Consider the following 13259-nt stretch of genomic DNA (forward strand, 5'->3'; position numbering starts at 1 on the left):
CTCAGGTGGGGAGATTCCCGAGGCCGAGCATGGTGTCGGCGATGCTGGAGACGCCCGCTCCGTGCACCACCGCGGCTCTCGCGCGTGGCCTGCGGCTCCAGAACGTCTCGGGCCGCGCCTGGAGCAACAGCACCCGGGGTCCGCCGCCGTCCGGGGCCGCCGTCGGGGCACGGGCGATGGCCCACTCGATGTCCTGCGGGTAGCCGTAGTGGCGCTCGACGTCCTTGGCCAGCCCGGCGACCGCGATGACCTCGGCGGGCTCCAGGCAGACCCTCCTCCGGCGGGCGTCCTCGACCGAACGCCGGACGAGCCCGCGCCCGTCCGGAGCCACGACCAGTTCGTGGTGCTTCGGCGACACGGTCGTCCGTACGGGGACGAGCAGCACCTTGTCCACGACGTAGTTGTCGGGGGTCATCTCACCGGACACCACCGGTTCGCCGAGTCCCCAGCCGGCGTCGATGACGATCTTCGAGGGGTCGCCGTCGGCCGGGTTCACGGTCAGGGCCACCCCTGCCGTGCGGGCGTCGACCATTCTCTGCACGCCGACTCCCATGCTCAGCTCCCGCTCGGGCACACCGTTGGCGGCGCGGTAGGTGATCGCTCGCGCGGTCCACAGGCTCGCCCAGCAGCGGCGCAGGGCGTCGACGACGGCGTCGGCCCCCCGGACCCACAGATAGGTGTCGTACTGCCCGGCGAAGCTCACGGTCGGCAGGTCTTCCATTTCGGCGCTCGACCTTACGGCCACGGGGACGTCCCCGGCGGCCCCGAGGACCTGGTAGGCCGCGGTGACGGCCGTCGCGACCGGGGACGGCACGGGCCGCTCGGTGACCAGTCGGCGGATCTCGGCGGCACGCGTCTCGGTTCCGGCCGTGTCGGAGATGTCGAGCCCGGCGAGGACGGAGGCCACCTCGGCGCGAAGTCCGTCGCCGTCGACCAGGGCGTCGAAGGCGTCGGTGGTCACCGCGAACCCGGGCGGCACCGGTATCCCGAGGCCGGTCATCCTCAGCAGACCGGCGCACTTGCCCCCGACCCGGGCGGTGGACGGATCGGCACCGGAGTCGAATGTGACGGTGTACTGGCAGGTCATGGGACGGCTCTCCGCACTGGCACGGCCGCTCGGCACATCCCCTCCACCGAGCCTACGGCGTCCTGTGCGGCGACGGCGGTCGGCGGCCCGGCGGCCGTCGTGCCCTCCGACGTCGTCCGATGACGACGTCAGGAACGCCGACCCCGCCCGGCGCCCGCCGTGACATGTGGGGTTGCTTCGCACACCCGACCGGCCTATCGTTTATCGATAACATCGATAAACGATAAGCGAGGCGGGGCGCCATGACCGAAGACCGGAAGATGCTCGAACCGATGGCCACGGTCGTGTCCGTCGCCCTGCGCATCCTGCTGGGCCTGCTGACGGTAGGGGTCGTCGTCTCGATCGTCCGTGGCAGTTGGGGCGGCTCCTTCGTCTGCATCACCGACGAGTCGACCACCAGCTCCGTCACCCCCCTCCCTGCCGCCACCGAGATCGGGGCGCAGGTCGACTCGATCCCCCGCTACTGCGCCGAAGAGCCCGGCGCATACCTGCGCTTCCTCGACGAACTCACCGGACTGCCATCGACGTTGCTCCTGATCAGCAGCCTCTTCCTGCTGCACCGGCTGCTGCAGGGAGCGGCGCGCGAGGGTGTCTACACCATGCGGACGGCTGCCCGGTTCCGCCTGCTCGGCTGGTGGCTGCTCGTCGGGAGCCTGGTCGTCGAGATCACCGAGGCCAACGCCAGAGCGGCCCTGCTCGCGGAACTGGCCAAGAGCGTTGACTTCACGGCCTGGGCCTGGCTGGAGCAGGACATGTGGACATTTCCCTCCCTGGCCGTACTGATCGGTCTCGGCCTGCTGAGCTTCGCTCGGATCACCCGCGCGGGCACGTCGATGCGCGAGGACCTCGAAGGGGTCGTCTGATGGCGCCCGCCGACGACCACGAGGGGCACGACATCGAGGTGCACCTCGACAGGCTCCTCAGCGAGCGCGGCATGACCCTCACCGAACTCGCCAACCGCGTCGGCGTCACCAACGTCAACCTCTCCGTGCTCAAGAACGGCCGCGCCAAGGCGATCCGGTTCACCACCCTCACCCGGATCTGCGAAGTCCTGCAGTGCCAGCCGGGGGACCTGCTCAGCCACCGGCCCGGTGCGTCCTCCGAAGGCCCCCGGAAATCCTGACCCGCACGACCAGCCACTCATCACCTTTCTGAAGGAGACCCGCATGTTCAACGTCATGGACACAGGCGCGAAGATCGCGATCGCCGTCGTACTGGTCGTTCTGATCACCGCGGTGGTCGGCGTGGGCCGCTGGCTCACCCGCCGCTGAGACGGCCCCGTCTGCCGGCTACCCCTTCAGCGCCACCGTCGTGGTCCCCGAGCCCACCGGCCCGACCCGTAGGACCGTTCCCGTCAGGTCGGTGGACGACGTCACCTTGGGGGCTGAAGTGGTTCCCGGGGCGCATGACGTGACCTCGTAGGCCGTCGGGGGCGTGTCCCCGATCTCCAGTTCCAGGACGGCTCGGGTGTTGGGGGGCAGGGTCACGCGGAGGGCGTGGGTGTCGGTGGTGCGGTGTACCGAGACCTTGACCGGGCCGCGCAGGGACGGGACCGTGCCGGTAGCCCGGGTCAGGGGGCCCGTTCGGGGGCGGATGCGGAAGGCGGCGGCGCCCGGTTCCGTGATCTGGACGCCCAGGATGTGGCGGGCGACCGCGTTGGCGGGGGCCGAGGCCCAGGCGTGGGAGAAGGTCGTGTTCGACTTCAGGGACGGGTCCCAGGCCTCGGTGACGATGGTGGCCTTCAGGTCGTCCAGCATGTGCAGCCAGGAGTTCGTGGACCTGGAGGTGAGCAGGGCCAGCGCGGCGTCCGCGCGACCCAGGCGGAACAGGGCGTCCAGCAGGAACTGAGACCCGTACACGCTCACCTTCATGCCGCCGGAGGCGAGCGTGGCGCCGAGTCTCGTCAGTACGTCGGCGTCCAACGCGTCGGCCACTCCGAGCGCCACCGGGAACGCCGTGGCGTGCTGGGCGCTGTGGGTCGTGCCGGTGCCGTCGAGGAAGGCGCCGGCCCCGCTGTCCAGCAGGGTGTCGCGCATGGCCGCGGCGAGGGTGTCCGCCTGCGTGCGGAGTGTTGTCGCTTCGTCCGGCCTGTCCAGGGCCTTGGCGCAGTTCGACAGGGCGTCGAAGGCCGCGTACTGGAAGGCGTTGACGACCGTGTTGACGTTCGTGAAGACATAGCCGTCACGGCTGGCGGTGGGCCAGTCGACGAGGTCGCCGAGGTTCTGGCTGGTGTTGCCGGGGGACTTGTGTACCAGGCCGTCGGAACCCAGGTAGGAGGTGAGGTTCTTGGCGGTCAGGAGGTCGTAGTCCTTGGCGAGTTGGCGGTCGTCGCCGGTCGCCAGGTAGTCCTCCCAGGCCGATATCGCGCACATCAGGCGGTACTCGGTGGGCCAGGTGCCCTGCCGGACCAGGTAGTCGTTGGACCAGCGCCCCAGGGCGTAGGAGCGCTGGACTCCGTACTCCGAGAGCTGGTTGATCAGGGCGTCGCCCTCGTAGGGGCCGCGTTCGCGGGTCGGGGTGTCCTGGTAGAGGTCGCCGCGGGTGGCCTCGATGGAGTAGCGGCAGAGGTCCCAGACGCGGTCGAGGTCCGGGTCCGAGCTGGTGAAGGAGGAGTCGGAGTCGGTCCAGTCGAGCTTCCAGGCGCGACCCTCGACACTCGCCCCGGCCAGGTCCAGCGACGTGCGCAACTCGGCCCAGCGGAAGCCTCGGTAGCCCCAGTGTTCGAAGCGCTGGGCGCCGTCGCGCAGGGTCCACACCTCGCGGTACGTGTTCGTGGCGCGCAGTTGGTACCTGACCGTGCCGTCGGTGTTCAGCTCCTCGCCGAGGCGTACTTCCACCGTGTCGCCCGCGCTGCCCGTGATCTCCAGGGACAGTCCGCCGACGATCTCCCGGCCCAGGTCCACCAGCCAGCGGCCGTCGGCCACCTTGGTGACGGAGGCGGGGGTGACGGAGTGCAGGCGTACGGGTTCGATCGGGGCCGGGACCAGGCCGTCGATCGCGGTGCGGGACGCCGGGGTGAGCCAGTCCGTGTCGTCGAAGTCGGGCTCGGTCCAGCCGGTGGGCTCGTAGCGCAGGTCCCAGTACTCCTGGGGCGCGGTGAAGTAGCTGCTGCCCGCGCTGCCCTTGGCGGGGAGCAGGCCGGCCTGGCGGTGGGCCTTCCAGTCGCCGCCGGAGGCGATGGTGGTGCGGCTGCCGTCGGTGTGGGTGATCTCCAGCTGGGCCAGGAACTTCTGCTGCGAGGTGGTGTGGCAGAGCGCGGCCAGGGCGTTGGTCCCGCCGCTGCGCAGGGTGCCGGTGATGTCGAAGGACTGGTACGCCACACCGGTGCCGGAGCGGACCGACGCGTAGCCGACGACGCTGCCGTTGCTCCACACCTTCGCCACGTACTGCCGGGCGGGGGTCGCGGAGGTCGCCGCGACGTGCAGTACGGCCGCCGCGATGCCCTTGCCGTCGCCGGCCTCCAGCTCGTACTCGTGGCGCAGCAGCGCCCAGGTGTCGTCGGCGCCGTAGGAGGAGAGGGAGGAGGCGCCGGTGGGGAAGGTGAGGACGCCTCCGGAGACCGTACCGGCGGCGAACGTGCCCTTGTCGGAGGCGAAGTCGTCGTCGAGCAGCACGGTGCCGTCGGCCGCCGTGAAACGGACGCTGTCGTAGACCTGCGACTCGGTGAGGCCGTTGCGCAGGCCGATGTTGCCGGAGGTGTAGCGGGTGTGGGTGGTGGTGTCGACGGCCGTGCCGTTCACGGTGGTGGTGAAGGTGGAGCCCGTCATGGTGATCGAGAGGTCCAGCCAGTCGCCGGTGGTGACCGGGAAGGGCAGTGTGACCTCGCCCAGGACGCTGTACGTGCCGTTCACGCAGACGTGTTTGCGGAGGACGCCGGCCGTGCTGCCGGCGCGCAGCTGCCACATGTAGTTGTTGGCGGTGCTCGTGGCGCGGAACCACACGCCGGCCGCGACCGCGGTGATCTTCAGCCGCGTGGTGAGGGTGCCGTCGGTCATGGTCGGCCCGGCCGGGGCCCAGATCGGCTCCGCCTGCCACTCGTCCTCGACCGCCGTGGCCATCAGCACCGGCTTCGACCAGGACGACCGCTTGTTCCGGTCCGACCAGCTGCTGACCCGCCACCAGTAGGCGGTACGGGGCTGGAGTGCCGGGCCGTCGTAGGCGACGGCGGTGGAGGCGGCGGAGGTCACCTTGCCGCTGTCCCAGATCAGGTCGTCGGCCTCGAATCCGGCCGGGGTGGCGGCGAGTTGCAGCTGGTAGGCCCGTTGGAGGGTGCCCGCGCCGAAGTCGGGGACCTGCCAGCTGAACCGGGGGCGCCGCCCGGCGGTGCTGCCCAGGCCCTGCGGCAGCAGATCGGTCAGCATGCCGGTGGGGGCCGGGGGCGCGCCCTTGCCCCGCGTGGCGGCTGCCGCCACCGGGACGGGTCCGGCGCCGGGTCCGCCGAGGACGACGGAGGCGGCCGCGACGCCGCCCAGCTGGAGAAGTCTCCGGCGCGGCAGGGGTGTGGTCATGGGGCGCCCTCGGGGTGAAAGGTTTCAGGGGTGCCCGGAGGTTAGAGGGTGGCTGGAAATTCGGTCAACGGGTGGGGCGAAAGTGACGGGGGGATAGTGATGAAACGTTTTAGGGCGCTTGCGGGCGGTTCGTGGTGGCGGCCCGCCGTGGTGCTTGGGCGGCTGCCGTTGACTCGGCTCGGCTGACCTCGGCACGGCTGGCCCAGCACCGGGCTGGCCCAGCACCGGGCTGGCCTCAGCCGGGCTGGCCTCAGCCGGGCTGGCCTCAGCCGGGCTGGCCTCAGCCGGGCTGGCCTCAGCCGGGCTGGCCTCAGCACGGCTGGCCTCAGCACGGCTGGCCTCAGCACGGCTCGGCACGGCCGGCTCAACTCGGCCTGCAACTCAGCTCAGCTCGACGGAGATGTGTTCGGACAGGGCCCGCAGGAAGTCGGGGGCGTCGAAGAGCGCGCCTGCGGAGGTGACGCCGAGCGGCCCGGTCTCGCCGAGCGACTTGGCCTCGCCTGGTGTCCTGGCCTCGCCTGGCGTCCTGATCGCGCCCGTGAGGATGCGATGGACCGCTTCCACCGCCAGCGGCGCGCTGACCGCGTAGATGTCACGGCCCCTCGCCACCGCGCGCCGTTCGGTGCCGCCCGAGCGTACGACGGCGTCGACGAGGAAGGTCTGGGCGGAGCGGCCGTGGTCGTCGGCCGGGGTGGGGGGCGGGGTGTCCGGGGACGCGAGGTCGCCTGCCGCCTCCGTCGTCATGTGGGTGCGCACTTCGGGAATGGAGAGGTGACTGGGGACGGTGACCACGTCCGCCATCGTGAAGTCGGCGATGACGGGCCGGGTGCCCAGCGGGGCCGGGAAGGGCCAGTCCATGGAGGTCGGGGTGGCGTGGCCGTACTCCAGCCGTCCCTTGGTGTGGCGGACGTGACGGCCGTCGCGCCGGGCGCGGGAGACGCTGCCCGCGGCGCGGGTCCCGGGCGTGGGGTGCCAGCCGCTCAGCCCGTACGCGATGTGCGCCTCGTCGGCCTCCGTCCAGTCGCCCATCGCGGCGGTGACCAGCAGGTCGCCCAGGCCTCCGTAGAAGGCCATCGCGGGGACGATCAACGTTCCCTCGGCCCGGGCGCGGTCCGTGAAGTGCGCGAACGTGTCGACGTTGGCCTCGATCTCGGCTGCCACGTCCACGTACGGGATCCCGGCGCGCAGGGCCGCCTCGATCAACGGGGCCGCCGTCATCGCGAAGGGACCGGCGCAGTTGATCACGGCTGCCGCGCCCTCGAGCGCGCGGTCGAGTGCGGCCGGGTCGTCCACCGAGGCCGGCCGGATGTCGTCGAGGCCGGGAGCGGACGCGGCCAGCGTCTTCAACTGGTCGGCGTCGCGGCCGGCGAGGACCGGGACGTATCCGCGTCTGCGCAGCTCCGCGACGACGAACCGGCCGGTGTGGCCGTACGCGCCGTACACCGTCACCGTCGCTGTCCCCGTCGCTGCCGGTGTCGCCGCCGCTGTCTCTGCGGCAGTCGCTGTCGCCGTCGCCTGTTCCGGGTTCGTGCCCATGGTTCCCCCACCGTGCTCGAATGTTTGCCCGACCTGTCTGGTCCGTTGCGACCATCCTTCCAACCACCGCGCTCCGCCACTAGTGTCCGGAACGACCTGCCCCATACAATTCCGGACATGAATCCTGGCACCGTCGCCCTCGCCGTCACCGACGGGATGCTGAACTTCGAGTTGGGCATCGCGTACGAGGTGTTCGACGCCGCCCCTGCCGGGGTGGACGGGCCCTGGTACGACATGGCCGTCTGCGGGGCGGGCGCCGTGCGGGTCGGGCGGTTCCGGCTGGAGCCCGAGCATGGGCTCGACCGGCTCGGGCGGCTCGCGCCCGGCGACACGCTGATCGTCCCGGGCTGGGCGGACATCGACGAGCCCCCGCCCGCCGAGCTGGTCGACGCGGTGCGGGCGGCCCATGCGGCGGGGGTACGCGTGGCCTCGCTGTGCACGGGCGCGTTCGTGCTGGCCGCGGCCGGGCTGCTGGACGGGAGGCGCGCGACCACGCACTGGGCGCACACCGAGGTCCTGGCCGCCCGCCACCCCGGAGTGGAGGTCGACCCGGACGTCCTCTACGTGGACAACGGCAGCGTGCTCACGTCAGCGGGCAAGGCCGCCGCGCTGGACCTGTGCCTGCATCTCGTACGCCTCGACCTCGGCTCGGCGGTCGCCAACGCCGTCGCCCGCCGGCTGGTCGTACCGCCGCACCGGGCCGGTGGGCAGGCCCAGTTCGTGGCCGCCCCGGTGCCCGCCCGGGACGACCATCCGCTCGCCGCGTTGCTGCCGTGGGTGATCGAGCGGTTGGACGAGCCGCTGACCGTGGAGGATCTGGCCCGCCGGGCGAACATGAGTTCGCGCCATCTGGGCCGCCAGTTCAGGGCGGTGACCGGCACCACGCCGCTGCAATGGCTGCTGACCCAGCGGATCCGCCGCGCCCAGGAGTTGCTGGAGACCACCGACGACAGCGTCGACGCCATCGCGACGGCCACCGGCATGGGCACCGCCACGACACTGCGCCGACACTTCAACCGCACGGTCGGGGTACCTCCGGACAGCTACCGCCGCACTTTTCGCCGCACGGGACAGCCGGACTTCTGAGGACCGCCGGGCGCGGAGCCTTTTGGGGACCCGGGTGCGGAGCCTTTTGGGGATCCGGGTGCGGAGCCTTGTAGGGGACCCGGGCGCAGAGCCTTTTGGGGACCCGGGCGCCTCGCCTTCCGACGCGCGAGGCGCGCCGCCCTACTGAGACCCCGGGCGCCCCCAAAGCGCCAAAGCCCCCAGGCTCCCAGCCCCCAGGGCTCCCCCTCATCCCCCCACATACCCCGCCAGATGCTCCCCCGTGAGCGTCCCCCGCCCCGCGACCAGCTCCGCCGGTGTGCCCTCGAAGACGACGCGGCCGCCGTCGTGGCCCGCGCCGGGGCCGAGGTCGATGATCCAGTCGGCGTGGGCCATGACCGCCTGGTGGTGTTCGATGACGATGACCGACTTGCCGGAGTCGACCAGGCGGTCCAGGAGGCCGAGCAGGTGTTCCACATCGGCCAGGTGGAGGCCGGTGGTCGGCTCGTCGAGGACGTAGACGCCGCCCTTCTCCGCCATGTGCGTGGCCAGCTTCAGGCGCTGGCGTTCGCCGCCGGAGAGGGTGGTGAGGGGCTGGCCGAGGGTGAGGTAGCCGAGGCCGACGTCGGCGAGCCGTTCGAGGATCTTGTGCGCGGCCGGCGTACGCGCCTCGCCCGCGCCGAAGAACTCCTCCGCCTCGGCCACCGGCATCGCCAGCACCTCGCTGATGTCACGGCCGCCGAGGTGGTACTCCAGGACCGACGCCTGGAACCGCTTCCCCTCGCACTCCTCGCAGGGCGAGGCCACCCCGGCCATCATCGCCAGATCGGTGTAGATGACACCGGCGCCGTTGCAGGTGGGGCAGGCGCCCTCGGAGTTGGCACTGAACAGGGCCGGCTTCACGCCGTTGACCTTGGCGAACGCCTTGCGGATCGGGTCGAGCAGGCCCGTGTAGGTCGCGGGGTTGCTGCGCCGGGAGCCGCGGATCGCGGTCTGGTCGACCGTGATCACCCCGTCCTGCCCGGACACCGAGCCGTGGATCAGCGAACTCTTGCCGGAGCCCGCCACGCCCGTGACGACGACCAGCGCGCCGAGCGGGATGTCGACGGACACGTCCTGGAGGTTGTTCAGCGTGGCGCCCCGCACCTCCAGCACCCCCGACGGCTTGCGTACCGACGGCTTCAGCGCAGCGCGGTCGTCCAGGTGCCGCCCGGTGAGCGTGCCGCTGGCCCGCAGACCGTCCACGCTGCCCTCGAACACGACCTCCCCGCCCTCGGTGCCGGCGCGCGGGCCGAGATCCACGACATGGTCGGCGATCTCGATCGCCTCCGGCTTGTGCTCCACGACCAGCACGGTGTTGCCCTTGTCGCGCAGCTGGAGCAGCAGGTCGTTCATCCGCCGGATGTCGTGCGGGTGCAGCCCGATCGTCGGCTCGTCGAAGACGTACGTGACATCGGTGAGGGAGGAGCCGAGGTGGCGGATCATCTTCGTGCGCTGGGCCTCGCCGCCCGACAGCGTGCCCGAGGGACGGTCGAGGCTCAGATAGCCGAGCCCGATCTCGACGAACGAGTCGAGCGCGTGCCCGAGCGCGGCCACCAGGGGCGCCACCGACGGATCGTCGAGGCCCCGGACCCAGTCGGCCAGGTCACTGATCTGCATCGCGCAGACCTCGGCGATGTTCTTCCCGCCGATCTTCGAGGACCGTGCCTCCGGGGCGAGCCGGGTGCCGTCGCACTCGGGACAGGTCGAGAACGTCACCGCCCGCTCCACGAAGGCCCGGATGTGCGGCTGCAGCGCGTCCACGTCCTTGGACAGGAACGACTTCTGGATCTTCGGGATCAGCCCCTCGTACGTCAGGTTGATGCCCTCGACCTTGATCTTGGTCGGTTCCTTGTAGAGCAGGTCGTGCAGTTCCCGCTTGGTGAACCTGCTGATCGCCTTGTCCGGGTCGAAGAAGCCGCAGCCGCGGTAGATACGGCCGTACCAGCCGTCCACGCTGTAGCCGGGGACCGTGAGCGCGCCCTCGTTGAGCGACAGGCTGTCGTCGTACAGCGCCGTCAGGTCGAAGTCGTTGACCGAGCCCATGCCCTCGCAGCGGGGGCACATGCCGCCGAGGCGGTTGAACGTGGCCTTCTCCGCCTTGGTCTTGCCGCCGCGCTCCACGGTGATCGCGCCGCTGGCCTTCACCGAGGGCACGTTGAACGAATACGCGTTCGGCCCGCCGATGTGCGGCTGCCCGAGTCTGCTGAACAGGATGCGCAGCATCGCGTTGGCGTCCGTGACCGTGCCGACGGTGGAGCGGGCGTTGGCGCCCATCCGCTCCTGGTCGACGATGATCGCGGTGGTCAGACCGTCCAGCACATCGACCTCGGGCCGCGCCAGCGTGGGCATGAAGCCCTGCACGAACGCGCTGTACGTCTCGTTGATCAGCCGCTGCGACTCCGCGGCGATCGTGTCGAACACCAGCGAGCTCTTGCCGGAGCCGGAGACGCCGGTGAACACCGTCAGCCGGCGCTTCGGGATCTCGATGCTGACGTCCTTGAGGTTGTTCTCACGCGCGCCGTGCACCCGGATCAGATCGTGGCTGTCGGCGGCGTGCGGCGCGGCCGAGTCCGAACGCGTATGGGTGTCCGTCCCCCTGGCCGTCCCGTCGGCCGTCCCCTTGGCCCTGCTCATCGCGGCTCCCTCGTCGTGATTCCCCATGGCCTCACGCTAGGTGCCCGAGAGGGGTCCGCGCTTCTCGAATACTGATGGGTCAGAGGGAGGTCCATGGCACTGTGTCGGCAGAGACCCTTCCAGGAAGGACCGACAGCATGTTCATCATCTTTGGCACCAAGGGGTACCTGTACCAGCTCGCGATACTGACGCTGGTCTGCGGCCACTGCGGCAACCCCGCCGCGCACACGCTCAGGAAGCGCGTCACGAAGTTCACGCTGTTCTTCGTGCCGCTGTTCCCGGTCTCCACGAAGTACGTCACCCAGTGCACGTTCTGCGGCGTGGAGCAGAAGGTCGACAAGGAGCAGGCGGAGCGGCTGGAGGCCCAGGCCCAGGGCGGCGGCCACGGCGGCCAGACCCACGGGCAGCCGCAGCAGCAGCCGTACCAGTCCTGAAGCCGTGTCCTTGGACTGGCTGGAGCGCACCGCGAACTTACGGCAGTGGAGCAGAAGCGGTGCCCGGGCCCCGCACAAGCCGTTGCTGCTGCTGTACGCGCTCGGGCGGTTCCAGGAGGACGCCGAGGGCGAGCTGCGGTACAGCGCGGTGGAGGGCGACCTGAAGCGGCTGCTGGCCGAGTACGGCCCCGGCAACAGGACGTCGCCCTCCTACCCGTTCCACCACCTCGTGAACGACGGCGTCTGGGAGGTGCGCACCGACCTCGGAGCGGGCAGCCCCGGCACCGGGGTGCGGGAGCTGCGCGGGACACGGGCCGCCGGGCGGCTGGCCCCCGACCTGCGGGCCAGGCTGCGGCGGGAGCCCTCGCTGCTCCCCCGTATGGCACGCGTCCTGCTCGACCAGCACTTCCCGCCCTCCCTGCACGGCGACTTGTGCGAGGCCGTGGGCCTGGACCTGGACCTGGAGCGGACGGAGGCCGGAGGGCGGACAGCCGCGCGCAGACAACGGGACCGCCGTATGCGGGAGCTGGTCCTCACCGCGTACGAGTACCAGTGCGCGTTCTGCGGATACGACGGTGTCCTCGGCGGTGGCGCGGGCGGCGGGCTCGGCGCGGTGCCGGTCGGGCTGGAGGCGGCGCATGTGCGGTGGTGGGCGTTCGAGGGGCCGGACGAGGTCGAGAACGGGCTGTGTCTGTGCTCGTTGCACCACAAACTCTTCGACAAGGGCGTCCTCGGTGTGGACACCGGCCACCGCGTCCTCGTCTCGCAGGCCTTCGTCGGCCGCAGTGCCGCCGCCCGCGAGCACGTCACCGCGCTCGCCGGCCGCCCGCTGATCGGCCCCCAGCCGGGGGCGCGGCCGGTCGCGGCACCCCACATCGCCTGGCACACCGCACAGGTCTTCCACGGAGAGCCACGCCCGACCACGACCGCCTAAGGCCTGTCTGATGCAGCCGAGGGGCTGTCTGATGCAGCCGAGGGGCTGTCCTCCTCGAAGCTCGCGAAGTACGCGGCGGCCATGTCCTCGTCGCCGTGCCCCTGCGCGGCGGCCCGCTCGAAGCGCTCGGCGCTCGCGGCGGCCACGTCCAGGCGTACGCCGTTCCGCTCGCCCGCCTCGACGATCAGCCGGGCGTCCTTCGCCGCCGTCGCCACCGCGAAGGAGGCCGGGGAGAGCTTGCCGTCGAGGACGAGTGCGGACTTGGCGCGCAGATAGCCCATGTCGAGGGGGCCGCCCGCGATGACGTCGAAGAAGCTCTGCGGGTCGACGCCGAGCGCCTGCGACAGGGCGAGGACCTCACCGGCCGCGTTGGTGGCGGCGAGCACCCAGCTGTTGGCCACGAGCTTGAGCCGGGTGGCGGTGCCCGCCGCGCCGTCCTCGCCGGTCCACACCGTACGGGCGCCGACTGCGTCGAAGACCGGGGTCACCGTCGCCCGGTACTCGCCCGGCCCCGCCGCGAGGACGGTCAGCTGCCCGGCCTCGGCGGGCTGACGGGTGCCGAGCACGGGGGCGTCGTAGAAGACGAGTCCGTGCTCGTCGGCGAGTGCGGCGAGGTCGGCGACCGCCTCGACGCCGGCGGTGGTCGACTGCACCCAGACGGTCCCCGGGCGCAGGGCGGGCGCGGCCCGCCGTACGACGTCGAGGGCGGCCGGGCCGTCGTACAGCATGGTGAGGACGACATCGGCGCCCTCGACGGCCTCGGCGGGGGTGTCGGCGACGCGGACGCCGTCGGCGGCCAGCGGCTCGGCCTTGTCACGGCTGCGGTTCCAGGCACGGACGGTGTGCCCGGCGCGGGCGAGGTTGCGGGCCATCGCGGCACCCATGATGCCGGTGCCCAGGACGCTTACGGTGAGCTTGTCGGTCATGACCCCATCTTCCCGCCGGACCCGGCGGCGGCACCCGACCGGACCCTCCGGCCACGCCTGGTGGCCGTTGAGCATCGTGCCGCGCGGGGCTGCACGGGCCTGGTGACGGGGTAG

At 71.5% G+C, this 13259-nt stretch carries 10 protein-coding genes; 5 read left to right on the plus strand and 5 right to left on the minus strand.

The genetic code is table 11. The features are described from left to right. Nucleotide 1: 1 nt before the first annotated feature. Nucleotides 2–1087 carry a PEP/pyruvate-binding domain-containing protein gene (locus SGFS_RS28335; protein ID WP_286254458.1) on the minus strand — a complete coding sequence of 362 codons (1086 nt, stop codon included), beginning with the start codon at nucleotides 1085–1087 and terminating at the stop codon, nucleotides 2–4. A gap of 242 nt (nucleotides 1088–1329) precedes the next feature. Here SGFS_RS28335 and SGFS_RS28340 point away from each other — a divergent pair, with 242 nt between their 5' ends. Further along, nucleotides 1330–1950: a hypothetical protein gene (locus SGFS_RS28340; RefSeq protein ID WP_286254459.1), complete on the plus strand. Its 621-nt coding sequence runs from the start codon at nucleotides 1330–1332 to the stop codon at nucleotides 1948–1950. Beyond that, nucleotides 1950–2210 carry a helix-turn-helix domain-containing protein gene (locus SGFS_RS28345; protein ID WP_286254460.1) on the plus strand — a complete coding sequence of 87 codons (261 nt, stop codon included), beginning with the start codon at nucleotides 1950–1952 and terminating at the stop codon, nucleotides 2208–2210. The genes SGFS_RS28340 and SGFS_RS28345 overlap by 1 nt, the downstream gene beginning before the upstream one ends. 166 nt (nucleotides 2211–2376) lie before the next feature. On the opposite strand, the gene SGFS_RS28350 is transcribed toward SGFS_RS28345, so the two are convergent. Together SGFS_RS28350 and SGFS_RS28355 are read right to left on the minus strand one after the other, a co-directional pair. Further along, complete coding sequence (locus tag SGFS_RS28350) at nucleotides 2377–5595, minus strand: family 78 glycoside hydrolase catalytic domain (RefSeq protein ID WP_286254461.1); 3219 nt, start codon at nucleotides 5593–5595, stop codon at nucleotides 2377–2379. A 381-nt stretch (nucleotides 5596–5976) separates the two neighbouring features. Beyond that, complete coding sequence (locus SGFS_RS28355; RefSeq protein WP_286254462.1) at nucleotides 5977–7131, minus strand: saccharopine dehydrogenase family protein; 1155 nt, start codon at nucleotides 7129–7131, stop codon at nucleotides 5977–5979. Between the two features lie 117 nt (nucleotides 7132–7248). On the opposite strand from SGFS_RS28355, the gene SGFS_RS28360 reads away from it, so the two are divergent. Beyond that, nucleotides 7249–8217 carry a helix-turn-helix domain-containing protein gene (locus SGFS_RS28360; protein WP_286254463.1) on the plus strand — a complete coding sequence of 323 codons (969 nt, stop codon included), beginning with the start codon at nucleotides 7249–7251 and terminating at the stop codon, nucleotides 8215–8217. Between the two features lie 207 nt (nucleotides 8218–8424). Here SGFS_RS28360 and SGFS_RS28365 read toward each other — a convergent pair whose 3' ends face one another. Continuing rightward, nucleotides 8425–10851: an ATP-binding cassette domain-containing protein gene (locus tag SGFS_RS28365; RefSeq protein WP_434028216.1), complete on the minus strand. Its 2427-nt coding sequence runs from the start codon at nucleotides 10849–10851 to the stop codon at nucleotides 8425–8427. Between the two features lie 137 nt (nucleotides 10852–10988). Between SGFS_RS28365 and SGFS_RS28370 the strand changes: the two genes are divergently transcribed. Continuing rightward, nucleotides 10989–11285: a zinc-ribbon domain-containing protein gene (locus SGFS_RS28370; protein ID WP_286254466.1), complete on the plus strand. Its 297-nt coding sequence runs from the start codon at nucleotides 10989–10991 to the stop codon at nucleotides 11283–11285. 10 nt (nucleotides 11286–11295) lie between these two features. Continuing rightward, nucleotides 11296–12219 carry a phosphorothioated DNA-binding restriction endonuclease gene (locus SGFS_RS28375; RefSeq protein WP_286260103.1) on the plus strand — a complete coding sequence of 308 codons (924 nt, stop codon included), beginning with the start codon at nucleotides 11296–11298 and terminating at the stop codon, nucleotides 12217–12219. Here SGFS_RS28375 and SGFS_RS28380 read toward each other — a convergent pair. Continuing rightward, nucleotides 12216–13145 carry an NAD(P)-dependent oxidoreductase gene (locus tag SGFS_RS28380; protein ID WP_286254468.1) on the minus strand — a complete coding sequence of 310 codons (930 nt, stop codon included), beginning with the start codon at nucleotides 13143–13145 and terminating at the stop codon, nucleotides 12216–12218. The genes SGFS_RS28375 and SGFS_RS28380 overlap by 4 nt on opposite strands. Between the last annotated feature and the right edge of the window lie 114 nt (nucleotides 13146–13259).

It is taken from the genome of Streptomyces graminofaciens (genome assembly GCF_030294945.1).
Classification (GTDB): domain Bacteria; phylum Actinomycetota; class Actinomycetes; order Streptomycetales; family Streptomycetaceae; genus Streptomyces; species Streptomyces graminofaciens.

Excerpts from the sequence above, each read along its gene's own strand:
- SGFS_RS28345 (WP_286254460.1), top strand. The coding sequence starts at position 1,950 with ATGGCGCCCGCCGACGACCACGAGGGGCACGACATCGAGGTGCACCTC.
- SGFS_RS28340 (WP_286254459.1), top strand. The coding sequence starts at position 1,330 with ATGACCGAAGACCGGAAGATGCTCGAACCGATGGCCACGGTCGTGTCC.
- SGFS_RS28350 (WP_286254461.1), bottom strand. The coding sequence starts at position 5,595 with ATGACCACACCCCTGCCGCGCCGGAGACTTCTCCAGCTGGGCGGCGTC.
- SGFS_RS28335 (WP_286254458.1), bottom strand. The coding sequence starts at position 1,087 with ATGACCTGCCAGTACACCGTCACATTCGACTCCGGTGCCGATCCGTCC.
- SGFS_RS28380 (WP_286254468.1), bottom strand. The coding sequence starts at position 13,145 with ATGACCGACAAGCTCACCGTAAGCGTCCTGGGCACCGGCATCATGGGT.
- SGFS_RS28370 (WP_286254466.1), top strand. The coding sequence starts at position 10,989 with ATGTTCATCATCTTTGGCACCAAGGGGTACCTGTACCAGCTCGCGATA.
- SGFS_RS28355 (WP_286254462.1), bottom strand. The coding sequence starts at position 7,131 with ATGGGCACGAACCCGGAACAGGCGACGGCGACAGCGACTGCCGCAGAG.
- SGFS_RS28365 (WP_434028216.1), bottom strand. The coding sequence starts at position 10,851 with ATGAGCAGGGCCAAGGGGACGGCCGACGGGACGGCCAGGGGGACGGAC.
- SGFS_RS28360 (WP_286254463.1), top strand. The coding sequence starts at position 7,249 with ATGAATCCTGGCACCGTCGCCCTCGCCGTCACCGACGGGATGCTGAAC.